Origin of the sequence: Moorena sp. SIO3I8, assembly GCF_010692325.1 — a bacterium.
GTDB lineage: Bacteria > Cyanobacteriota > Cyanobacteriia > Cyanobacteriales > Coleofasciculaceae > Moorena.
The window spans coordinates 19,047-41,669 of record NZ_JAAHHW010000055.1; the positions used below are offsets into that span (position 1 = coordinate 19,047).

The 22,623-nt window shown below is 42.9% G+C and carries 17 protein-coding genes; 6 read left to right on the forward strand and 11 right to left on the reverse strand.

Features of this window, described 5'->3' with window-relative positions:
* Nucleotides 1-812: 812 nt before the first annotated feature.
* Together F6K51_RS20390 and F6K51_RS20395 are read left to right on the forward strand one after the other, a co-directional pair.
* Nucleotides 813-1,931: an NF041680 family putative transposase gene (locus F6K51_RS20390; protein ID WP_293023480.1), complete on the forward strand. Its 1,119-nt coding sequence runs from the start codon at nucleotides 813-815 to the stop codon at nucleotides 1,929-1,931.
* Nucleotides 1,932-2,067: 136 nt separating this feature from the next.
* The gene (locus tag F6K51_RS20395; RefSeq protein ID WP_198954181.1) at nucleotides 2,068-2,232 is read left to right on the forward strand and encodes a hypothetical protein; all 165 of its coding nucleotides are present in this window, start codon (nucleotides 2,068-2,070) and stop codon (nucleotides 2,230-2,232) included.
* 283 nt (nucleotides 2,233-2,515) lie between these two features.
* Here the strand turns inward: F6K51_RS20395 and F6K51_RS20400 are convergent, their stop codons facing one another.
* From F6K51_RS20400 to dnaK, 9 genes are all read right to left on the reverse strand, one after another.
* Nucleotides 2,516-3,127 carry a hypothetical protein gene (locus tag F6K51_RS20400; RefSeq protein WP_293023482.1) on the reverse strand — a complete coding sequence of 204 codons (612 nt, stop codon included), beginning with the start codon at nucleotides 3,125-3,127 and terminating at the stop codon, nucleotides 2,516-2,518.
* Nucleotides 3,128-3,349: 222 nt separating this feature from the next.
* A complete protein-coding gene (locus F6K51_RS20405) occupies nucleotides 3,350-4,183 on the reverse strand; it encodes a hypothetical protein (RefSeq protein ID WP_293023484.1) in 834 nt (277 codons plus the stop codon).
* Between the two features lie 65 nt (nucleotides 4,184-4,248).
* Nucleotides 4,249-4,986, reverse strand: a complete 738-nt coding sequence (locus tag F6K51_RS20410) for a class I SAM-dependent methyltransferase (RefSeq protein WP_081431501.1) — start codon at nucleotides 4,984-4,986, stop codon at nucleotides 4,249-4,251.
* 62 nt (nucleotides 4,987-5,048) lie between these two features.
* The gene (locus tag F6K51_RS20415; RefSeq protein ID WP_075901089.1) at nucleotides 5,049-6,443 is read right to left on the reverse strand and encodes a glycosyltransferase; all 1,395 of its coding nucleotides are present in this window, start codon (nucleotides 6,441-6,443) and stop codon (nucleotides 5,049-5,051) included.
* 912 nt (nucleotides 6,444-7,355) lie between these two features.
* Nucleotides 7,356-8,948: a hypothetical protein gene (locus F6K51_RS20420; protein WP_293023491.1), complete on the reverse strand. Its 1,593-nt coding sequence runs from the start codon at nucleotides 8,946-8,948 to the stop codon at nucleotides 7,356-7,358.
* Between the two features lie 127 nt (nucleotides 8,949-9,075).
* Nucleotides 9,076-10,122: a glycosyltransferase family 2 protein gene (locus tag F6K51_RS20425; RefSeq protein ID WP_293023494.1), complete on the reverse strand. Its 1,047-nt coding sequence runs from the start codon at nucleotides 10,120-10,122 to the stop codon at nucleotides 9,076-9,078.
* A gap of 122 nt (nucleotides 10,123-10,244) precedes the next feature.
* The gene (locus F6K51_RS20430) at nucleotides 10,245-10,367 is read right to left on the reverse strand and encodes a hypothetical protein (protein ID WP_293023497.1); all 123 of its coding nucleotides are present in this window, start codon (nucleotides 10,365-10,367) and stop codon (nucleotides 10,245-10,247) included.
* A gap of 757 nt (nucleotides 10,368-11,124) precedes the next feature.
* Entirely contained in the window at nucleotides 11,125-12,168 is a 1,044-nt protein-coding gene (locus F6K51_RS20435) for a DnaJ C-terminal domain-containing protein (RefSeq protein ID WP_293023517.1), read from the reverse strand.
* A 227-nt stretch (nucleotides 12,169-12,395) separates the two neighbouring features.
* Complete coding sequence (dnaK, locus tag F6K51_RS20440) at nucleotides 12,396-14,417, reverse strand: molecular chaperone DnaK (protein WP_293023520.1); 2,022 nt, start codon at nucleotides 14,415-14,417, stop codon at nucleotides 12,396-12,398.
* A 418-nt stretch (nucleotides 14,418-14,835) separates the two neighbouring features.
* Here dnaK and F6K51_RS20445 point away from each other — a divergent pair, with 418 nt between their 5' ends.
* The 4 genes from F6K51_RS20445 to F6K51_RS20460 all read left to right on the forward strand — a co-directional run bounded on the left by F6K51_RS20445 (nucleotide 14,836) and on the right by F6K51_RS20460 (nucleotide 19,272).
* Nucleotides 14,836-15,819, forward strand: a complete 984-nt coding sequence (locus F6K51_RS20445) for an alpha-ketoacid dehydrogenase subunit beta (RefSeq protein WP_293023500.1) — start codon at nucleotides 14,836-14,838, stop codon at nucleotides 15,817-15,819.
* A 266-nt stretch (nucleotides 15,820-16,085) separates the two neighbouring features.
* Complete coding sequence (gene secD / locus F6K51_RS20450; protein WP_293023503.1) at nucleotides 16,086-17,477, forward strand: protein translocase subunit SecD; 1,392 nt, start codon at nucleotides 16,086-16,088, stop codon at nucleotides 17,475-17,477.
* Between the two features lie 362 nt (nucleotides 17,478-17,839).
* A complete protein-coding gene (gene secF / locus F6K51_RS20455) occupies nucleotides 17,840-18,841 on the forward strand; it encodes a protein translocase subunit SecF (RefSeq protein WP_293023506.1) in 1,002 nt (333 codons plus the stop codon).
* A 26-nt stretch (nucleotides 18,842-18,867) separates the two neighbouring features.
* The gene (locus F6K51_RS20460; protein WP_293023509.1) at nucleotides 18,868-19,272 is read left to right on the forward strand and encodes a hypothetical protein; all 405 of its coding nucleotides are present in this window, start codon (nucleotides 18,868-18,870) and stop codon (nucleotides 19,270-19,272) included.
* A 1-nt stretch (nucleotide 19,273) separates the two neighbouring features.
* Here F6K51_RS20460 and F6K51_RS20465 read toward each other — a convergent pair whose 3' ends face one another.
* Together F6K51_RS20465 and F6K51_RS20470 are read right to left on the reverse strand one after the other, a co-directional pair.
* The gene (locus F6K51_RS20465) at nucleotides 19,274-22,054 is read right to left on the reverse strand and encodes a hypothetical protein (protein ID WP_293023512.1); all 2,781 of its coding nucleotides are present in this window, start codon (nucleotides 22,052-22,054) and stop codon (nucleotides 19,274-19,276) included.
* Nucleotides 22,055-22,442: 388 nt separating this feature from the next.
* On the reverse strand, nucleotides 22,443-22,604 hold the full coding sequence (locus F6K51_RS20470) for a hypothetical protein (RefSeq protein ID WP_365940009.1): 162 nt from the start codon (nucleotides 22,602-22,604) through the stop codon (nucleotides 22,443-22,445).
* Between the last annotated feature and the right edge of the window lie 19 nt (nucleotides 22,605-22,623).

A 22,623-nucleotide genomic window follows, 5' to 3' on the forward strand; every position in this document is an offset into this window, starting at 1 on the left:
ACAGTATTGGCAAGAAATTAAATAGCGCTATAGTTTAATCATCAGAGTGTTAGCTAATGAATTAATGTAGCGTTATAGTATCTTGGCCGTTAGCTTAATAAGCGCGCTAGCTTTATTCAGTGTTGTTAGTGGTTTTATATAGCGCTATGTTTATTGTTCCAATTCATATAGCGCTATTAATTTCACAGCAAAGGTGATCTAATTACCAACAAATTTTATAGCGCTATAGTTGGGATAAGCATTGATCACACAACACTTGACCACTGAGGCACTCAGAACTATTTTCCAAGTTACCTGATCTCAAAAACGCTGCTCGAACTTCAACCATTCATAATCATCCAAGGTTTGCACCTCATCACTTAGGTCAACCCAGGGTTGTAATTGTCCTGCTTGAAAGGTACGACTCATCACCACATAAATCGATGTCTGGTCTCCACTGGAGTTTAGACTATGACAAAATAGCCCAGTCTTCTTTTTGGGCTGAGAGTTTAGTCTGGAGTTCAGAGTAACTGAGGTTTCCCAAGACTGCGATTGCCTACCGCACCAGCTTCCGCTGATCGCTAATCGTGGCCAACGCGATCACTAATCCAGAAATGCGATCGCTAATTCAGAAACGTGATTGCCTACGGCACCAGCTTCCGCTGATCGCTGAGCTTAGCAACAGCGTGCTCACTCTTTGGGTCACCTGATCGCCAGAGGCTGGAGTGAGTCACGACTATCGGAGCCTTATCCGTTACAAATATTCATAAAAACACCCATTGTAAAAAGGGAGAAAATTGAAAAGCTAAAACAATAAAGTTACTCCCTCACTTATGAATACTAGCATAAGTAGACTGCAACAATTTAGAATTGATAGTTATAATTTACTGGGTCGGGCATCCGATGCTACAATGGATTTGATTGATGCAGTTTTAACTACAAGAACTGCCAATTCTTTGGCTGACTTTTCTCTGTCTCCAGTATTTAGAAGAGAATGGTCTTCTACCTATGAATCATTACAAGATTGTCGTCCATTACGACAAAAGTTAATGAAGAGGTATCTAGAAGAAGTAGGAAAAGATACAGATGAATCATCCTATTTGATGGTAGCAATTGACCATACATCGAGTCCGAGAGTAGACTCCCCAACATTGAAAGACCGAGGTTACCATCACTCGCCATCGGCAGAGAAAAAAGTCACGACAGGACATAGTTATAGTACTATAGCATGGATACCAGAAGAAAAAGGCAGTTGGGCACTGCCGTTAAGACACGAGAGAATAACAAGTTTTGAAACTCCAATTAGTAAGGCAGCGTGGCAACTAAAACAAGTAGCAAAAAATTCAAAACAACCAATTTTAGCCCTATTAGACAGTGAATATGGCAATGCCTCTTGGGTCAACACAACAAAAGATATCGAAGCGGATTGCTTGATCAGAATTCGCTCAAACTGTTGCTTATATGGGTTACCAGGAAAGTATAGTGGTCGAGGGCGACCCAAAAAACATGGTGATAAATTTAAGTTAAATGATGAAAATACTTGGTGGTCAGCCAAGGAAACTATCGAGGTAAATGACCCAAAATTAGGTCTCATAAGAATCCGAAAGTGGTCAAAATTACACTTTCGTAACTCTTCATCTGTGTCAATGGAGTTGATTTTAGTTGAGAGGCTTAAACCCAATAAACAAGGCATCTTACAAAAACCATTGTGGTTAGTTTTCATTGGTCAAAAAAGGCCGACATTAGAAATGATATGGAACAAATATTTAAGACGTTTTGCCGTTGACCATTGGTATCGGTTCATTAAACAAAGATTACATTGGACATTACCCTCCCTAAGTACACCACAGCAATGTGAAAGATGGAGTGATTTGATGCCATTAATGACTTGGCAGCTATGGTTAGCTAGGGATATAGTGAAAGAACACCATCTTCCTTTGAAGTTACCGTAAGAATAGTGGAGCCTTTATAGTTGATCGGCTATGGGTATCAGGGTTAAATCTCTTGCAGTAAGGCTCCACTATTCTAAGGTTTCGTCTCCGGCAAAAGCCCCAGTCAAATCTAACGCCTGGAAGAGTTGCACAGTCGATGTTAGGACTTTTAGTTGAGATTGGAACTCCAGCACAATCTCCCAAACCCCGTGGAAAATCAACGGGATGGAAAACTGGTAAAAAAAGAAACAAACGAACCCGTTATCCAGTAGTTAAAAAAGGAAAAAGTAACGACAAAAAAGCTAAAAACAAGAAGACTTAGACACTTATTTTGAGTCAATTTACTCAACTCTCAGCCCAAAAAGAAGACTGGGCTATTTTGTCATAGTCTAAACTCCAGTCTCCACCAATTCCGACACTTTGTACCGATTTCCAAGACTTAGCTTGTAACTCATCAATTACTAACCATCGCTCACCTTGCCAATAAAAATATCGGCGAAAGCAGAAGGGAGCGTCTTTTTTACCAGTAATTAATAATTAGGGTTAGTCAAACTCTTTTCTAAGCTGGGTTATGAGGATTAGATGGGTTTGCCCTAGCTGCCCACCTACTTTATTTTGTCATTGGGCTTTTGTATTAGCTTGTAAAGGCTTTCGCTCTGACCATCAAAAATTATTTCTATTGTTGTGCTTGGCATGAATTGTGAATAATGTGCTTCGTTCAAGGGGCTACCCTGAAAAATAATGCAATTCTTCTCTATAAGATTACTTAAATCTAATTCTTGATTAAAAGATTCATATTTACGAGACCATATATTGTAGAAAAATCCATCAGGAAAACTATATTCTAAGACCTTAGAAAACCGATTTGAAGCAAAATCGTTACCAAACTTGAGTGCATATTGTCTATCGCTAGACCGATAATATCTTACGTGAATACAATTATTGTAATTTTGCTTAATCAACTGATTAATAGTTTTAATTTCACCCCTATAAGATTGATGACTATTTTTATCCTGTAACATTAGCTGATAAGTAACTGCGGCACTTGCTGTCACATACACCGTTAACACAAGTAGACTTAGTTTTGCATAAATACTTGGTTGTAAAAGAGTAGTCAGTTGTTGTTCAAATAGAGTAACTTGCACCCAAATCAGCAGACTACATAACCCCATAGATGGGATTAAATAATGAGTAGCAGGGTGTTTTAACGTAAGCATTATTTGAAACCCAATAATCAACAAAAGACATAAGTACAATAAATAAAGCTTTTGAACGGGGACGATAGGAGAGTATTTGTGTTGTAAATCGAAATTTTGTAAGGTCGGTCTAGCCAACCAAAACCAAACAGTAACAATGAAGAAATTTAATACCGATAAGCCAACAGTATAAAAGAAAAATCTATCCTGGGGAATCAAGTTAATAAAGGTGCTTGGTAAATTTTAAATATCAACTAAACCTGGATTACCACTGCCATAGTGTCCTGTATGGGTCGCAATCGACGTCAACCAATTAAAAAGACGAGGGTATTGGGAAAAAATAGGAGATGTTGTAATAAAAAACGTGACTATTGTTGTAAAAATTGCTAATCCTTTCTGAAACCAACCAGGAAGCAGCATAATCACCAGTATCATGGGGATAAATGTGACTTTTGTGGATATCCCTAATCCCAAAACTATACCGATAGCTAGGGCAAATTTAGGCAATCGGGCTCTCTCTGAGTAAAGATAAAATAGCAGCAGAATCACCAACACTTGAGTCAAAGAAAGTAGTAGGGTTTCCGGTCTCACACGGGTGGATTCTTGTAGGGGAGTCCACAAAAAAGGTCCTAACTGTAATAGTAAACTCAACGCAATATTCTGAGAGAATGCAAAAGCAACTAAACCCACCAGCAACAAGCAAGATGTTATGATAAGAAGCAGGATGGTGTTGACAGTGATCAAATAAAACTCAGGATTTTGCAGTACAGATTCTGTAATATTAGAAACAACAGAATTCGTCAGGTACTGAATAAAATAAGTGATTTGAATAACAATAGCACCAAAAACTTGTAGAGTAGTGCCCGGATGATCGGTATGACCAGGTGTTTGGAATTGGATGATATTTAAAAAATTTAGGAGATAAGCATACTCAGGATCAGAGTTTATTCCAAGCCAATATGGACCGAATTCCTGTCTAATAATCAGAGAAATAACAGCGAAGATAACCGGGATAATAAATAAATAAACAAATTGCTTTTTTTTAGATACTTTCTGCCGGAAATGACTGATGTTCATAGAAGCATTAACGTAGTTGTTTTAATATAATTATCCTTATTATTAATTTAAGCATTAGCTATCACTTAAATTACTTTTTCTAGTTCAATCGTCATGAACATTCCCAAGTGAGGATTAAGGGGTGATAGAAGCCATTCCATAAATTGCACTAGACTAAAAAGGGCTGATGGGAGAAGTTGTCTCATAGACAATCCTCCACTAATCAGATATCTTAAGGGTGTATGATTTTTTATACTTCGTACTCTTAAACGAGGAAATTCTTCCCGAAAAAGTTCGCTATCTCGGTTAAAAATAATCCAAGGAATAGCCATATTTGCTCCTGACAATGGTCCCCCTTCTTCAAAACCCCAATACCCCCGTGGATTAAATGGTTCATGGTGAAAATTCTTATAAATAAAGTTAGACCAACAAGTATTTGCTGGTTCGATCATGACAAGTTTTCCACCAGGCTTAAGGCAACGATCTGCTTCCCGAAAAAATTGTCGCGAATCTTTAATATGGTGCAATACATCAATCATCAGGATGGCACTAAGATCGTTGTCTTCAAAGGGCATATCTAAAGCAGAAAAAACTAGATCAACACCATCATAGGGTAAGACATCTGAAGTGATAATTTGAGAATTGTATTCTTTTAAGAAACTAGCACCACTACCAAGCTCCACAATTTTACCATCTGGTGGAATTGTCTTAATTCTCACTAATAACTGATTATAAAAACTATTATAAGTTTTTATAAGAAAGGGTTTGCGCTGAATTATTGCCCTTAATACATGGATGTTGTTTGGATTATCTAGATTGGTCATCTTAGATAACTCAGGAAGTCTTAATAAGTTAAGCATAGTAATCACAGAAGTCAGCTATATAATTAGGAAAACTTTATCTTCTTGGCTGCATAAGCACACATTTTAAAAAGTACCAACCCCTCCTTAAAGTGCTGAATATTTGAAGCGCCATAGGTTCTGGGCATATAACGGACGGGAATATCATTTATTTTTAATCCTAACTTCGCAGCGCCGAATAACAAATCAAAATCGCCAAAAGGGTCAAAATCACCAAAGTAACTCCGATTTTCCGCAATGCGGCAATAATTCTCTTTTGAAATTGCCTTGGTTCCACAGAGAGAGTCTTTGATTTTAGTATTAAGAAGATAGGATAGTAGCCAGGCGAAGAAACGGTTAGCCATTCGGTTCAACCAGGGCATAGTAGTAGCATTTACTGGGTAGATGAGGCGGCAACCGTTAGCAAATTCACAGTATCCAGAAGCGATCGCCTCGAAAAAGTAAACTAAATCTTCTGGCTTAACGGTTAAATCGGAATCTAAGATAATAAAAACGTCTCCTGTTGCCATGTTAAAGCCTTGGCGAACTGCGTCTCCTTTGCCTATCCCTGATTGTTGGGCAACTTTTATATCCCATCGATCTTTGTACTTTTCCTGAACCCGTTGAATTTCTGACCAGGTGTCATCTCTAGAGTTTCCTTCTACAAAGATGATTTCAGTATGTCGGCCCAATTTTGGCATCCGGGTGACGCAAGCTTCGATATTCCCTGCTTCGTTTCGTGCTGGAATAATCACTGAACAAGTCCTTTGCTGAATTTGGGTTTGAGCATCAGCATCTTTAGGCTGTAATCTGGCAATAATATACTCACATAAACAAAGTTGGTTGATAAAAGGCAAGGGTGCTAGGAACCGATTTATAAAATAGCTTATTAGTGGCACTCGCTTTGGAAAGAGTAATCTTTTTCCGTGATAAAGGACTTCAAAACCAGTTAGTTGTAATAAATTTTGAATATCTTCCAGACTCAACCAGTTGAGATCTGATAAGGGCATGCGTTGCCCGATCAAGGTGGCAAATTGTAGAATAGGTTCCCATACAGGGTTTTGAAACGTCATGACCAAACGGCTATTATTATGGCAGGCTTTTTCTATAGAATGTAATGCCTTCTGTATATCCTCTATGTAGCTGATTGTATTGGCCAATAAAATATAATCAAATTTCTCTAGGGGTTGAAAATATTCTATATTCTCTACCTGAAACTCCAGTCCTGGAAAACTTTTCTGACTATCTTCGACGGCCTCGGAATTTCTATCAATTCCGAGGCCATAACTTGGATTAACAGCCGCTAATAAGTACCCCAAACGTGAACCAACCTCTAAGACAGAATAGCCAGGACGTGTTGAAAAGCGGAAAAACTTTTCTAAGTCTTTATAGTAGTAGAGATTTCGATTTCTCCATTTTTCCATCCAATTTTTATAGTTCATATCATCTAATAAAAATTATGGGCAGTTCTGTAGAATTAGTGATGTTATGATTTACAACCGGTCTATTAAGCAGTGCCTAAGGCAGCGCTAAATTATAATTGTGAATAAAATTCCAAATAGCCCCAATTTGAAGACATTGTCAAAACGCTGACACCATCTCTCTCAGCAGGTGGGCATTGCTATCGAAACTGTTTCTGTGATCGGATTGAGTCGCGAAAGAGACTAACCTAAAAACCTTAGCCTATATAGATTACCCTCAGATTCTTCCTAAAATTCCACTATGTCTTTTGCTACCATGTCTTTTCCTCTTTACTATAGCGCTATTGTATAGTTTCTATCTGAGGTTAACACAAATTTTTAAATAGTGCTAGTATTTTTTTGTAATTGTTACATAATTTAATATCTTGGCTATCGTTATAGTTTTAGGAAGTTAGTAAGCTGATTAGATTAGCGCTATATTTAGTAGCTTGAATTGAACCCAATTACTATAGCGCTATTACTTGACCGGCGGAGGCAAAGGATACTCTTAATTAAATAGCGCTATCTTTACTTAAGAGTAGGAGCCTATCAAAACTATAGCGGTATAATAATTTGGTTGGGGAGGATTAAATATAGCCCTAATTTTTTTGGCGTTGCTGAATTAAGGAATGAATGCGCAATCATCTGGTTTTGTTAAAGCCCCCTAAATCCCCCGAGCGAGGGATTGCTCGCTCGGGGGACTTTGAACGTCTTATTCCCCCCAGAATTGGGGGGTTAGGGGGGCAAAACCATACCCAGAATCAGCAACGCCATTTTTTTGATAAGACATGATCTAATCACCACAAATTTTATAGCGCTATAGTTGGGATAAGCATTGATCACACAACACTTGACCACTGAGGCACTCAAAAATATTTTCCCAGTTACCTGATCTCAAAAACGCTGCTCGAACTTCAACCATTCATAATCATCCAAGGTTTGCACCTCATCACTTAGGTCAACCCAGGCTTGTAATTGTCCTGCTTGAAAAGTACGACTCATGACCACATAAATCGATGTCTGGTCACCACCAATGCCGACACTTTGTACCGATTTCCAAGACTTAGCTTGTAATTCATCAATTACTAACCATCGCTCACCTTGCCAATAAAAATATCGGCGAAAGCAGAAGGGAGCGTCTTTTTTACCAGTAATTAATAATTTCTGTAATAATTTCCGAATTAAATTGGGAAAGAAGCGTCCTATCGTTAACATCACTCCCCGCAGAATTAGTAAATTCATTGGAGTCATTTGCTTCTGTTTCGCCCATCCCAAGTTTCCCTCAATCAGAATTTCATCTTCACTGACTTTAACTTGATAGTCATCAATCAGATGACCAACAGCATTTTTTAATTTACCTCTTTCTTGTACTAATATAGAAAAATGGGTATCTGAAGCAATTAATTGATTGTCTCGAAATATCTTAAAAACGCCTCCTTTATTCAAAGCTAAATAAAGTTCTGTACCTCGACGGCGGTCAATTAGGATGTTGGCGTCTTTCAACCATACGCGACCACTGCGACGGGGAGTTGGTTTGGGTCGGTTGCTGACAAAATCCCGCCAAGATAGGAGATAATTCCAGGTATGGTGACCAATAATGTGATCATCGGCGTAACAGGGACCAAGACCATTAGCTAATCCCACCAAGAAGCGGTCATTAATCTCTAGGGCTTCTGGAAACCAGCGTCCTACTAATTCAAAGCCATGGGGAAAAAAGTTGTAAGTGTTACGGCTAGTGTATTCTCCGCCATAGGAACCATCGGGATGGATGAATTGTGCGGCTAATTCGACAGCTTTGATCAGAGCTTCTTTTAGGCGTGGGTCTAATCTCAACAGATAAATCCTGGCTAGACAGGAAATCGTTAAGGTGTGGTAGCCTGGGTCGCAGCCTTCGTATTCTATAAACCAACCTTCGGGACTTTGCCAGGATAATACTTGCTCTAGTCTTTGCGATCGCGCTCTATCCCATTGATTGGTATGCAACAGTTCCGATAGCAGGTCTAAACATAGGACAATCAAGGCTTGGTGGTTGCTGAGCTGTCCACTTTCCATGTGATGGGCTAGCCAATCTGCTCGTTTTTCAAAGAATTGTAAGGCAATGGGGTTATGGAGTCCCATGGCTTTGTAACTTTCGATGCTAGCCAATAAGGAAAAGGCGGCGGCTCCAGCAGCACGCTCATAGGGGAAATAATCATCACAAGAGCCATCGGGATGGGAACTGGATGCAGCAAAAAGTATCCCTGCTTCGACCCAATCGAGAATTACTGGTTGCTGGTAGAACGGGTTATCTGGCAAGTGGGTATGATAGGCTAGTGCTAGGGGCCAGACAAATTCCTGTGCCATCCCACTAGGAAAATCAATTATTTTATAGTGCCAGAAGTTACGGTCAAAGCAGCCGTAGGTGGGACTGTGGGGATTGCGGTCTAGGAGGGTAAGGATTTTAGGGATTTGGTTTAGGGCTTGACGGGCGAATAGGTCTCTGGTCATTATTTACTGCTGAGTGCGTTAGTCCGAGAGTCCGAGAGTGATTAATTCTTTTCAGCCAAAAGTAGTCTTAAGAGCTTCCCACTATAACAAGTAGTCTTAAGAGCTTCCAACTATAACAATGGGAGTGTCAACGATTCAAGAAACTATTGACAAATTCTTCTCCTTCTCCCCCCTCATCACGGTTTTCCCGCTGTTGATGATTTCCGGTTGATGGCAAATGGGGAGTGTGATTGGAGTCAACTTCCAATCGACGTAGTCGTAGTTGGATGTCTTCTAGAAGTTGACGATTGACTGCCATTAGGTCTGCCACTAAACCAAATATCCACAGTTGAAAGCCCATTAGAATCAGAATAGCAGCTAAAACTAGGCTGGGTACGTGAGCTTTGGGAGTACCAGCGAAGTATAGGATTAACCAACGAATCCCCAGTAAGGTTCCTAGGGTAAATGGAATTGTCCCCAAGGTGATAAAGAATCTCAGGGGGTTGTAGGTCATGGAGATTCGCAGGATAGTGATTAGCGATCGCTTAACATAGGCACTGATACTCTTGACTAGACGGGACGGGCGTAAATAGCGATTGGTGCGGATTGGGACAGAGGTGATAGCGATGCCTTTTTGTCCAGCTTGAATAATAGTTTCTAGGGTGTAAGTGTATTCATTAAAGACATTTAGCTTTAAGGCGGCTTCTCGGCTAAAGGCTCGGAATCCACTGGGAGCATCAATGATATTAGTATTGCTAGCAATTCGGACTACCCAACTACCGAATTTTTGTAGACACTTTTTAATAGGGGAGAAGTGCTTAATCTTCTGAATCGGTCGCGCCCCGATCACTATTTCGGCTCGACCTGATATAATAGGTTGTATGAGTTTGGGAATGTCATCAGCGCAGTACTGATTATCCGCATCGGTATTGACAATAATGTCCGCATCTGCTTTCAAGCAAGCTTCGATTCCTGCCATGAAAGCTTTGGCTAGTCCCTGATTGTGTTTAAAATTAACAATGTGGTCTACGCCATAAGAGCGGGCTACGTCTACGGTGCGGTCTGTACTGCCATCATTGATAATTAGCCACTCAACGGTATCTACACCCCTCAGTTGACGGGGAAGCACCGAAAGGGTAATCCCTAGGCTGTTTTCTTCGTTGTAGCAGGGGATTTGAATAATTAGTTTCGTCATCGATGGTGACGGGTTTTGCTTCAAGAATGGGAAAAACTCCGGTGCCTTTGATTATCGCAGACCCAGGCAAAAGAGTTTTGGTTTCTTGATTATGGTAGGTTATTGGGGGATTATAGCAGTTTTTAATTGGGAGTCAAGGGAGTCGGGAGTAGGGAGTAGGGAGTAGGGAGTAGGGAGTAGGGAGTAGGGAGTAGGGAGTAGGGAGTAGGGAGTAGGGAGTAGGGAGTAGGGAATAGGGGAAGCAAAAGTTGTGTTTTTTACATATTTGTGATCAGAAAGCAAATTAGATCAATTTAATATAGCGCTATAGTTAACTAAAAATTATGCGATCGCAATGCTTGTGAGGATTTTTCCAGTAATCGAATTTTATCCTATCGGTAGAGTTAATCTAAACTGCGCGATCGCATTGCTAATCATTATTTGAGCGCTATCAGATTTTACACTACTATATTATTATGTGATCCCATTGTTTCTAATGAGTTTCCTAAATATCCGCGTTTACTAAGACCGCTAGAATTACTCCCAATTAAGGGATCACAGGGTGCATCTCAATCCATGCTGTTTAACACGGTGGGTGGAATGGGCATCTTGCCCGTTACAATCGGACGGACTGTTCCAAACTGGCTACCGCGAAAATCAGGGCTAGTCCATCCCTAACGCACCCTACTGGCGTGGCAAGCTTAATTTGATGCATTAGAAACAGATGGGGGAGTGTGGGGAGTGTGGGGAGTGTGGGGAGTGTGGGAAGATGGGGAGCAAAAATCTATTGCACTATTTTAAGCTTGCCACGCCACTACAGAACATTTTCAAACAAAATAATAACGCCTGGGCATCAATTATTATTAAATAATCATGGGACTTGTCAACAATAAACACTCATCTTTGCTTCAGGCTTAAATAACTAAATAATTCATCGGTTGTTTTTCCCCGACTTATTCAGCAAGCCCTACCTAGGCATCGACTCTAACCATACTTGTGGATGCTTGGATGTCAGCCTTTTTCCTAGACCGGTAAATCCTGGCGAGGATTAAAATTATCAATCTGCCGTAGTTTTTCGTACAGTTCTCTGACCTCCTGAGTGGCTTCGGTGGGCACAACAATCTGAATTTCTACTACCTGATCCCCTCGTCCCCCCTCTTGATTGGGATAACCCTTATTGGCCAAGCGCAATTTTTGTCCTGACCTCACCCCACTAGGAACATTAATTTGCACTATACCATCCAAGGTGGGAACTTCTATTAAGTCACCTAATACTGCTTCAGCAGGCGTTACTGGTACTACACAAATCACATCAAATTCCTCTAATTTAAAGAAGGGATGAGGTGAGACAGTGATTTTTAAATTTAAACATCCACCATCAATACCTTGACCTTGGAGCCGCACCAGGGCACCGGTTACCATCCCAGCAGGTAGCTCAATTTCTAAACCCCGTCCATCTTCTAGGCGAATTCGCTCTCGACCCCCTTTATAGGCTTTTTCCAAAGGTAGGGTTAATCGAGCGTCAATATCTTGAGGTTGAGGTTTGGGATAAGGTTGAGGCTGAGGCTGGGATTTCGGTTGAGGTCTCAGACGAGAACTAACCGTGTAGGCTGTTTTAGTTTTCCCTGGTCGAAACGCACTGTCGGAACTTACCCGAGTCCCTGGAGGTGGGGTTGATGTTGCCTTTCTAGTAGAGCGGCGTCCGAGTAGTTGATCAACGAAGGTGTTAAAGTCCCGGTAATTGCCATAATCCTCTGCTTGGTATGAACCACGACCATTGCCGTTCCAGCCTACATTTTTAATCAAACTAGCCGCTTTAGCCGCTTTTCTACCAAAATTCTTCTGCCAATATCGACTAAATTGGTCGTACTGCGATCGCCTATTCGGGTCAGAGAGAACTTCATATGCCTCACCAATATCCTTGAACTTGTCTTCTGCTGTCTTATCTCCAGGATTCAGGTCAGGGTGATACTGTCGAGCTAACCGCCGATAAGCCTTTTTAATTTCCTCGCTGGATGCCTCTGTGGGTACACCCAACATTTCATAGTAATCTCGATAGTTTTGCATAGTCATTGGTCTTAGTCATTGGTCATTAGTCCATTGTCAGTGTCTTAATGCATTCCCTCATCGGGGAAACCCCCGTATTAAGGGGCTGCATCGCTTTTTTGATCTATTCTTGATTAATGGTCAATTGTCAGTATTTTTTGAAGCGAAGAGCCCAGTTTGCTTTTACCTAAACACTAATTGCTAATTAGTTGTGGCTACTGACTACTGACAACTAACTATTGACTAATTTAGAACCAATCATCATCCTCATCCCAATCATTTTCAAGGGGATTTCTGCGATAGCGATCGCGACTGGATCTCGATGAACTAGCCCCATAGGAGTCATAGGAGTCCCCCCCCCGGCGGTAATCCCGTTGAGAATATCTGTCTGTGTCACTATCTCCGGTAAAGGTGCGACGAATTGAGCCAAAGAAGTCATCATCCTCTTCTTCCTCATATTGCAGCCGTACCTCTCGCTTGAGCTCATAGAGGGCATCTTGTAGATCACCTTGAGCCCGATCAATAGCCCGGTCATCATTTTGGGCAACGGATTGACGCATCTCCTGAATTAAGCCTTCAATCTGACGCCGATAACCACTAGCAAACTGTCTACCAAAATCTAGGGCTACCTCCCTCAGTTGCCGTTCCGCTTCATTAGCCAAACTTTCTGCCCGATTGCGCTTTTCTACTCGTTCCCTTCGTTCCCGGTCAACCTGGGCGTATTCTTCTGCCTCACGAATCATTTTGTTGACTTCCGCCTCACTCAGGGTAGAAGCCCCTTGAATGGTAATGCTTTGTTCTCGACCAGTAGTTTTATCCAGTGCCAATACCTGCAAAATCCCATTGGCATCAATATCAAAAGCCACCTGAATTTGGGGCACTCCCCGTGGTGCTGGGGGAATACCAGTCAACTTAAACCGACCCAAGGACTTATTATCTGTTGCCATATCCCGTTCCCCTTGCAGCACATGGATTTCCACCAAAGTCTGATTATTTTGGGACGTCGAAAAAATATCAGACCGCCGGACTGGGATAGTCGTGTTGCGAGGGATTAATTTTTTCATCACCCCACCAATAGTTTCCAAACCCAAGGACAACGGGGTTACATCCAGCAATAGGATATCTTTGACTTCACTGTTGAGAATTCCTCCTTGAATTGCAGCTCCTACTGCCACTACCTCATCAGGATTAACGTTTTGATTTGGTGCCCGATCGATTAAGCTGCGCACCAATTGTTGTACCATCGGGGTGCGGGTTCCCCCTCCTACCAAGATCACTTCATCGATTTCCATAGGAGTTAAGCCAGCATCTTTGAAAGCTCGTTTTAGGGGTCTGCGCAAACGACTAACTAGATCCACACATAGCTCTTCAAACTGGGAGCGCTTCAGCCTAGTTTCTAGGTGTTTTGGACCATCTTCTGTAGCTGTGATAAAGGGCAAATTAATATCAGTTACACCCACCCCAGACAGCTCGATCTTGGCTTTTTCTGCAGCTTCAGTCAGCCGTTGTAGGGCTTGGCGATCGCGTCGCAGATCAATTCCTTCTGATTCCAAAAATTGCTCTGCCAACCAGTCAACAATTTTTCGATCAAAATCATTGCCCCCCAGTTGAGTATCACCACTGGTGGATAGGACTTCACACACCCCATCCCCCACCTCTAGGATAGAGACATCAAAGGTACCCCCACCCAAATCAAATACTAGGATTGTTTGACTTGCCTCGAGATCCAAGCCATAAGCCAAAGACGCTGCTGTTGGTTCATTAAGAATCCGCAGAACCTCTAACCCAGCAATTCGTCCAGCATCTCGTGTGGCTTGCCGTTGAGAATCATTAAAGTAAGCCGGGACTGTTATTACTGTCCCTGTTACCTCCTCTCCCAGGTAGCGGCTGGCCTCATCCGCCAACTTCCGCAGAATCATCGCAGAAATTTCCTCTGGGGCGAAGTCTTTTTTCAAGCGGGGGCACTTAATTCTCACATTACCATTTTCATCCCGACGAATAGTATAAGCAACCCGCTTCGACTCTGGATTCAGTTCAGCATACTTACGTCCAATATACCGCTTCACCCCATAGAAAGTATTTTGGGGATTAAGCACAGCTTGGCGGCGTGCCAATTGTCCTACAACCCTTTCCCCATCCTTACTAAAGCCAACCATTGACGGAGTTGTGCGCATACCTTCCGCATTAGCAATTACCACCGGCTTACCGCCTTCGATGACAGCCACCACGGAGTTTGTTGTACCCAGGTCAATGCCGACTACCTTGCCCATGCGTCCTTTATTCTCCTCAAGATGAATGCTGTCAACTCGTTCAATGAATTTCAACTACTATATATATAGATGATATTTTGATTAAAATTGTATATAGCCAGTGGTTCGGTTTTCCGAAGCGTAGTCACCCTAGACCCCTGACGCTTGCAGTTATGCTAAGGGATGCCCCGAAGTGCTGAATCTATTCTATCCCTTGAGTTATGCTCAAATTGAGCATAATTTTAAAGTAAGCATCGTATCATAATAAAGATTATGTTAGCAAACTCGAACATCGGGTTAAGTAGTAGATTCAATACTATTGATTAGCGCTACCACAGCTCAATCTGCCCGACTTACCTGAGGGAAACTTCCCTGTGCATAATCATTCGAGGGCTCTGGCAATGCTAGGATCACAGTAGCCCCCTATATTGAATTATTAATGGCAGAAACACTATTCTTTAATGCTCTGCGTGAAGCCATAGACGAAGAAATGGCACGGGATGAGACAGTATTTGTAATCGGTGAAGATGTTGGTCACTACGGTGGTTCCTACAAAGTTACCAAAGATCTGTGTAAAAAATACGGTGACTTGCGGCTTCTGGATACCCCCATTGCCGAAAATAGCTTTACTGGTCTAGCTGTGGGTGCAGCAATGACAGGTTTACGACCAATTGTCGAAGGCATGAATATGGGGTTTTTACTCCTGGCATTTAACCAAATTTCCAACAATGCTGGGATGCTGCGTTATACCTCTGGTGGTAATTTTAAAATCCCGATGGTGGTTAGAGGTCCTGGTGGTGTCGGACGTCAGTTAGGAGCCGAACACTCCCAGCGTCTAGAAGCCTACTTTCAGGCAGTTCCTGGTCTCAAAATCGTTGCTTGCTCCACCCCCTACAATGGGAAAGGGTTGCTGAAATCTGCCATTCGAGATGATAACCCAGTACTGTTCTTTGAACACGTCCTGCTCTACAATCTCAAAGAAAATCTGCCAGAACAGGAGTACTTGGTACCCCTTGATAAAGCTGAAGTTGTACGCTCCGGTAAAGATGTTACCATTCTCACCTACTCCCGGATGCGTTACCACGCCATGCAAGCGGCTAAGCAGCTGGAAAAAGAGGGGTATGATCCTGAGGTAATTGACCTGATTTCCCTCAAGCCTCTAGACTTTGAAACCATTGGTGCTTCACTGGCCAAAACCCACCGAGTCATTATTGTAGAAGAGTGCATGAAAACCGGTGGCATTGGGGCAGAATTAACAGCATCGATTAACGAGCGCTGGTTTGATGAACTCGATGCACCAGTGCTTCGGCTTTCATCTCAAGATATTCCCACTCCCTACAACGGGACTCTGGAAAATCTCACCATTGTCCAACCCGATCAGATTGTCGAGGGTGTGAAAAAGATGATGGCTTTGCGGATTTAATTTAAAGCTTGGCAAATAAAGCTTAGGCATTAGCCATGCAGGGGGCGTTGCTGATCTTTGGATGCTGGAGGTTAAAAAGATCCCGATTGGTGACTAACTATACTAAGTAACCAATCGATGGAATACTTAAACCTCCAGCCTTCAGACTTCAGAGTTCAGACTTTAGACTTTAGACTTTAGACTTTAGACTTCAGACTTCAGACTTTCTCAGTTACTACACTCGCCAAAACAGATTATCATAGCATTTGTTGCGGCGGGTCGTAGTCATGCAAAAACAGCGTTCACTATTAGCCTTAATCCTAGTACTTGTAATTACAGCAATCATAGTACTGGTGCAAATTCCGATCCGGTTAGGACTGGACTTGCAGGGAGGGGCTCAACTTACAATTCAGATTAACACTACCGAAGAGATTACGGAAATCACGGCTGAGCAATTAGCCGCAGTTAAAACGGTTATAGAAGGCCGAGTCAATGCCCTAGGGGTTTCTGAGTCGGTAGTGCAAACCGTTGGCAAAGACCAGCTTTTGGTACAGCTACCTGGTGTCAATGACCCGCAACAAGCGGAACGGGTACTAGGGGGAACAGCACAGCTGGATTTTCTCAATCAAAAGATTGGTACAGAAGCACAGCTGCGGGTTGAACAGCAAGTGCTACAAGAACAACAATTCAACCAAGAAGTATTACGCAACAGTGGTGATGGAGATGCGATCGCAGAAAATCAAGCTGCTATCAATCGTAGTAACCAAGCCATCCTTGAACTATTTGAAAGTACTGGTCTGACTGGCAAAAACCTCAAAGATGCTCGTCCCCAACCTCTTCAAAGTGGTAGTGCTTGGGAAGTAGCTATCCGATTTGATAGTGAGGGAGCTCAAAAGTTTGCTGAGCTGACCAAGAACATTGCCGGTACAGGACGCAGCATTGGTATTTTCCTCGACAATTTACTAATTAGTGCTCCGAGTGTGGCAGCGCAATATGCTGAAAATGGCATCAGTGGTGGTGCAGCAGTGATTACGGGTAACTTTGATGCCGAAAGTGCCTATGAATTTGCTGCCCAGCTGCGGGGAGGTTCCTTGCCCTTGCCAGTGGAAATCGTGGAGAATCGCACCGTAGGGGCAACCTTAGGACGAGATAGTATTCAACGTAGTATCTATGCTGCTGTAGTGGGTCTGATTTTAGTATTAATCTTTATGGTGGTCTATTACCGACTCCCTGGCATCATTGCTGATATTGCTCTGAGTATCTACGCTTTACTTACCATCGCAGCATTTGCCCTACTAGATGTTACCTTAACCCTACCCGGAATTGCTGGTTTTATCCTTAGTATCGGTATGGCAGTTGATGCCAATGTGCTGATTTTTGAGCGGACACGGGAAGAATTACGTGCTGGTAAGACCTTGTATCGCTCAGTGGAGTCCGGGTTTTACCGAGCATTTTCTAGTATTGTAGATGCAACTGTGACCACATTAATCGCTTGTGCAGTACTGTTTTGGCTAGGCTCAGGTCTAGTCAAAGGCTTTGCTGTCACCCTAGGCATTGGGGTAGGAATCAGTATGTTTACCGCCCTTACCTGTAGTCGCACGCTGATGCTCGTGACAGTTTTAGGACTTCCAGGGGTACGTCAGAAACCAGAACTCTTCTGCCCTAATTTACCAACCTAATAGTTTAGAAATTAGCAACTAGGAAGTAGGAACTAGGAAGTAGAAACTAGGAAGTAGGAAGTGTAATTCAAGGGTTTGGATAAAGCGTTTATTTCACCATGATCCGGTTTAACTAAAAAACCTATTTCATCCTTCATCCTAGTTGTAGATAAAGTGGTGAATAGAGTTGTGGATAAAGTGTTTAGTTGACCATGATCAGTTTCCATCAACAAACCCATTTCATAATTCATCATTCATAATTCCTAGGTTATAGCAATCCTAAATTAAATTAATTGTGATAATTTTGTTCCCTACTCCCTACTCCCTACTCCCTACTCCCTACTCCCTTTGCTATATCAGGATTTACTAATAAAAAAGTCAATATGAAACTTAATGTAATTAAAACGCGATCGCTTTGGTGGAGCATCTCAACCTCCCTGATTACCGTCGGTATCATTGCCATGGTGATTTCTTTTCTCCAACTAGGAGCCCCTTTACGGTTAGGTCTGGATTTCGTTGGTGGTACCCGCCTACAGCTAGAGAGAGACTGTACTCAACCTGGAAACTGCGACCAACCCATTGATGTGGCTATGGTACGGGAGGTGATGACAGTACAAGGTCTTGGCAATAGCAGTATCCAAATTCTAGGGGAAGAAAAACAAGCCCTAACAATTCGGACTAAAACATTAGATGTTGAACAACGCACCCAGTTGCAAACTTCCCTAACCGAGCGTCTTGGTGTTTTCAATCCCAAATCTACTCAGATTGACACCGTTGGTCCGACCTTGGGCAGACAACTGTTTGTTTCTGGCTTAATCGCTTTGTTTATGGCCTTTGTGGGCATCTTTGTCTACCTTACCTTCCGATTCGAATTTGACTATGGCCTATTCGCTTTCGTTGCCCTGTTCCACGATGTCTTAATCGCCATTGGTCTTTTCTCTATCCTAGGTTTGGTGCTAGGGGTAGAAGTCGATACCTTGTTTGTGGTTGCCCTATTGACAATTATTGGTTTTTCGGTTAATGATACTGTGGTGATTTACGACCGGGTGCGAGAAGTAATTAAACTCAAGCCAGGTCAACATATCAATCAAATTGTAGAGGATGCTGTTAATCAAACCTTAACCCGTTCCATTAATACCACCTTAACTACCTTGCTACCCCTGTTAGGAATCTTGCTGTTCGGGGGAGAAACCCTAAAATTCTTTGCCTTAGCACTGATTATTGGTTTTATAGCAGGGTCTTACTCCAGTATTTTTATTGCCAGTACCCTCTTAGCTTGGTGGAGAGAGCGCACTGGTAAAGCTCAGTCTGTAGTAGAGGTTCCGGTTAATCCCGAAAAGGAGGGGAATTCAGTGATTGAAGCAGAATTTTCTGATGAAGTTTAGTTCTAATTTTCAATAGTTTTCTGATTATGGAGCAGCCAGGTAGCCAAAGAAGAAAAATTACCCTTGACCCCATCTTTAAGGCCAGGGTAAAACGATTACATCAAATAACTGTTTATGGTAGGTGGGTTTTCGTAGGCATCCTCTGGATAACTGTTGCTCCATTAAGCCTGTGGGGTTGGCACTATGAAATTTCCCTGATGCGATCGCATTTTACCTGGGCGGCACTCCGGTATAGTATTATCTACAACCATGTGCCTGCAATAGGTCTGGCTATCTGTATTGGCACAACCTTAGCCGTCTTAGTTTGGCAAAGTCGCAATATTTTATTTGGATTACCACCCTTAGAACAGAAACGCCTGGAGCAACAAGTACAGAGGATTTGTCAGCAAGGACCAACACACCCACTCTGGAAGTGGGTGTGCGGCTCTTGAATTAAATAAAATCTGCCTCTGTGAGCTGACTTGCGGATATCCCTAACACCTGTGCTAAGACTTCGCCAGTGTCATCAATACTAATAGTACTCTGGACAATATTACCAGTAATCTCCAGGTCAGCAAAGGTCAGACCTCCACCTAACTTGAAGAAATCGATTCCATTTTGAAAATCATTCACAGTATCTGTTCCCTCACCAGGGTTCAAGACATAGGTGTCAGAGCCGACTCCTCCAGATAAGATATCATTCCCTAATCCGCCTTCTAAGGTATCATCACCGTTATCACCAACAAGGATGTCATCACCCTCACCACCGATCAAGGTGTCTGAGTTTTCTCCCCCAGACAAGGTATCATTACCAGCTCCACCTTTGAGTAAGTCGCCATTAGTCCCACCATCAAGGACGTCATCACCGTCACCACCGTGCAAGGTGTCTGAGTTATCTCCTCCAACCAGGGTATCATTACCAGCTCCACCGTCGAGTAAGTCATTGCCTGAGCTACCTTCTAGGCTATCGTTGCCATTACCCCCAAGCAAGGTATCATCCTGGAAAGTACCAATCACCGTCGAGTCATTATCTTGGATGGTAATCAGAGTAGCTACCTCACTGACGTTGTTGAAAGCTAAACCATCATCAACCACAAACTGGATAATGCGACCAGAGGCATTAGTCACACCAGATGTGTTCTCATACTCTAGGGTGTTGAGGACTTGCTGGTAATTTTGGATGGTATCTACCCCATCTAAGGTAAGGATACCATTGGTGGCATCGAAGCTAACCGCTATCGAGGTATCAGTGTTGTCAACACTCAGCAGTTCCTGTGTGGGATTCAGCAGATTGGCAATTTTTACTGTTGCGCCAACCAGAGTGGTGTTATTAGCATCACTCAGAGTCAATTTGTTATCTGGGAACAGTGCCAGCTGATTACCGGTAAATGTGATAGTACCATCAATCCCTTCGGTATCTACAATAGCTGGGGCAGCAGCTGCAATAGCTGGGGCAGCAGCAATAATTGGTTCGGGTGCTGGATCAGTATCAGTCGTGGTATCAGTCGTGGTATCAGTCGTGGTATCAGTCGTGGTATCAGTCGTGGTATCAGTCGTGGTATCAGTCGTGGTATCAGTCGTGGTATCAGTCGTGGTATCAGTCGTGGTATCAGTCGTGGTATCAGTCGTGGTATCAGTCGTGGTATCAGTCGTGGTATCAGTCGTGGTATCTGTGACCGATACACCATTGAGGTCTATCACTGGGGCAACATTACCGAATAGGACATAGCTATTCCCTGAAGTGTTGCCATTGGATGTACTCAGCTCAAGACCAGGTGCTCCGATAACTAGGTCATCAATGCTATCACTATTAACGTCTTTTGCTCCACTTACTGAGAAGCCTAGGGAGTCAGTACCTTCGATAACTAAGCCATTTTCCCCGTTTAGGGTAGAAAGGTCTACACTGCCAGTAGTTCCCAACTCTTCACTGCCGAATAGCACATAAACTTTGCCTGCACCTTTAGCTCCAATCGCAACATCAGCATACCCATCATAGTTGAGATCCCCAGCATAACTAACTGACGAGCCCAGGAGACCATTCGCTTCAATCCCTGTGATGGCAAAGCCGTTGGTACCGTCGAGGCTGGCAAGGTCTAAGTTCCCTGTACCAGCAACATCTGTGCCGCCAAAGATTACGTAAGCCTGGCCAACATTAGTCTGGTCACCGGCGTCAACAAAGGGAGCCCCAATGATTAAGTCACTAACACCATCACCATTGACATCGCCAGCATCACTCACGGACCAGCCTGCCCTGTCACCGAGATCAAGGGTGGAACCTTCATCAATACCATTAATGACGAAGCCAGTTTTGGGGTCGGAGGAGGGTATCGATGAGAGGTCTAGAGTTCCAGTGGCACCCAAACCTGAACCACCGAAGACTACATAAGTCTTGCCAGCAGAACTGTTGTCAGTAAGAGGAGAATCACTACCAGGAACACCGATAGCGAAGTCTTTGATGCCATCACCATTGATATCCCCAGCACTACTGACTGAGAAACCTGCTAAGTTTCCGGCAACACCACTGGTGAGGAGGAAGCCATTAGTGCCGTCCAGAGTGGAGAGGTCTAGGCTACCGCCAGTACCTACTGTGCCACCAAATACTACATAAGCCTTGCCAGGATTAAGACCCGGAGAAGCAATAGGCAACAAGGCATGAGGAGCACCAATCAAGAGGTCATCTTTACCATCGCCGTTAACGTCCCCTAAATTGCTGATGGAATAACCGGAAAATTCTGCAGGATCGACGCCATTGATAGCGAAGCCATTGGTACCGTCTAGGGATGAGAGATCTACGCTACCAGTAGAGCCGACAGTGGAACCGCCAAATATCACATAGCTCACGCCATTGTTGTTGGGACCAGCACCGGGAGCACTTACCACTAGGTCATTCGTATCATCACCATTGATATCTCCACCACTGCTAACCGAGAAGCCTAAGAATGCAGCCTCATTCAGACCTCCAATCACAAAACCGTTAGTACCGTCTAGGTTAGCGAGTTCGATGCTACCACCAGCACCCACACCTGGACCACCGAACACCACATAGCTTGTACCTGAAAAATCGCCATTGGGATCAGCTCCTGGGGCTCCGATAATCAGGTCAAGATTGCCATCACCGTTGATATCTCCGGCGCTGCTGACTGAGTAGCCGGAGCGGTCACCTAATGTAACACCATTAATAGAGAACCCAATTCTGCCGTTAAGGTTTGAAAGATTAAATAGTTGATTTGACATAGTTAAGTTGGTAGATGTATATATCCTTTCGATTTGCCATCATCTCAGTTAATCCTAGTGATTGGGACTAGGATTGTGATAAATTAATCAAAATTTTACGTAATTCTGAGGCAGTCTAGGGGAAATCTTTATATGTTGATGGGAAATAATTAATTACTTTAAAATATCTACTACGCCGTTTGAGGTATTAAGTCAGTCAATATAATTAGAATTTATGGAATTTTCATTGTTGGTAGGTAATTGGTGTTGCCGAAAATTCCGCTAATCAAGGGATAACCTTCCTAGACAATCCACCACTCAAGCTTCTTGGTTTTGTTCAAATATTTATGCACTAAATAAAATTAGTTATGTAAAGATTTGGCAAAACCGCCAATTTGGCCCGACACTATTATTGAATTGTGCTATTCACCTGTGTTTGTTTACACCTAATTTCTCCATCTCCCCATCTCCCCATCTCCCCATCTCCCCATCTCCCCATCTCCCCATCTCCCCATCTCCCCATCTCCCCATCTCCCCATCTCCCCATCTCCCCATCTCCCCATCTCCCCATCTCCCCATCTCCCCATCTC

Excerpts from the sequence above, each read along its gene's own strand:
- F6K51_RS20395 (WP_198954181.1), top strand. The coding sequence starts at position 2,068 with ATGTTAGGACTTTTAGTTGAGATTGGAACTCCAGCACAATCTCCCAAA.
- dnaK (WP_293023520.1), bottom strand. The coding sequence starts at position 14,417 with ATGGGCAAGGTAGTCGGCATTGACCTGGGTACAACAAACTCCGTGGTG.
- secD (WP_293023503.1), top strand. The coding sequence starts at position 16,086 with ATGCAAAAACAGCGTTCACTATTAGCCTTAATCCTAGTACTTGTAATT.
- F6K51_RS20405 (WP_293023484.1), bottom strand. The coding sequence starts at position 4,183 with ATGAACATCAGTCATTTCCGGCAGAAAGTATCTAAAAAAAAGCAATTT.
- F6K51_RS20435 (WP_293023517.1), bottom strand. The coding sequence starts at position 12,168 with ATGCAAAACTATCGAGATTACTATGAAATGTTGGGTGTACCCACAGAG.
- F6K51_RS20420 (WP_293023491.1), bottom strand. The coding sequence starts at position 8,948 with ATGACCAGAGACCTATTCGCCCGTCAAGCCCTAAACCAAATCCCTAAA.
- F6K51_RS20415 (WP_075901089.1), bottom strand. The coding sequence starts at position 6,443 with ATGAACTATAAAAATTGGATGGAAAAATGGAGAAATCGAAATCTCTAC.
- F6K51_RS20425 (WP_293023494.1), bottom strand. The coding sequence starts at position 10,122 with ATGACGAAACTAATTATTCAAATCCCCTGCTACAACGAAGAAAACAGC.
- F6K51_RS20410 (WP_081431501.1), bottom strand. The coding sequence starts at position 4,986 with ATGACCAATCTAGATAATCCAAACAACATCCATGTATTAAGGGCAATA.
- F6K51_RS20470 (WP_365940009.1), bottom strand. The coding sequence starts at position 22,604 with ATGGGGAGATGGGGAGATGGGGAGATGGGGAGATGGGGAGATGGGGAG.
- F6K51_RS20390 (WP_293023480.1), top strand. The coding sequence starts at position 813 with ATGAATACTAGCATAAGTAGACTGCAACAATTTAGAATTGATAGTTAT.
- F6K51_RS20445 (WP_293023500.1), top strand. The coding sequence starts at position 14,836 with ATGGCAGAAACACTATTCTTTAATGCTCTGCGTGAAGCCATAGACGAA.
- F6K51_RS20465 (WP_293023512.1), bottom strand. The coding sequence starts at position 22,054 with ATGTCAAATCAACTATTTAATCTTTCAAACCTTAACGGCAGAATTGGG.
- F6K51_RS20400 (WP_293023482.1), bottom strand. The coding sequence starts at position 3,127 with ATGCTTACGTTAAAACACCCTGCTACTCATTATTTAATCCCATCTATG.
- secF (WP_293023506.1), top strand. The coding sequence starts at position 17,840 with ATGAAACTTAATGTAATTAAAACGCGATCGCTTTGGTGGAGCATCTCA.
- F6K51_RS20460 (WP_293023509.1), top strand. The coding sequence starts at position 18,868 with ATGGAGCAGCCAGGTAGCCAAAGAAGAAAAATTACCCTTGACCCCATC.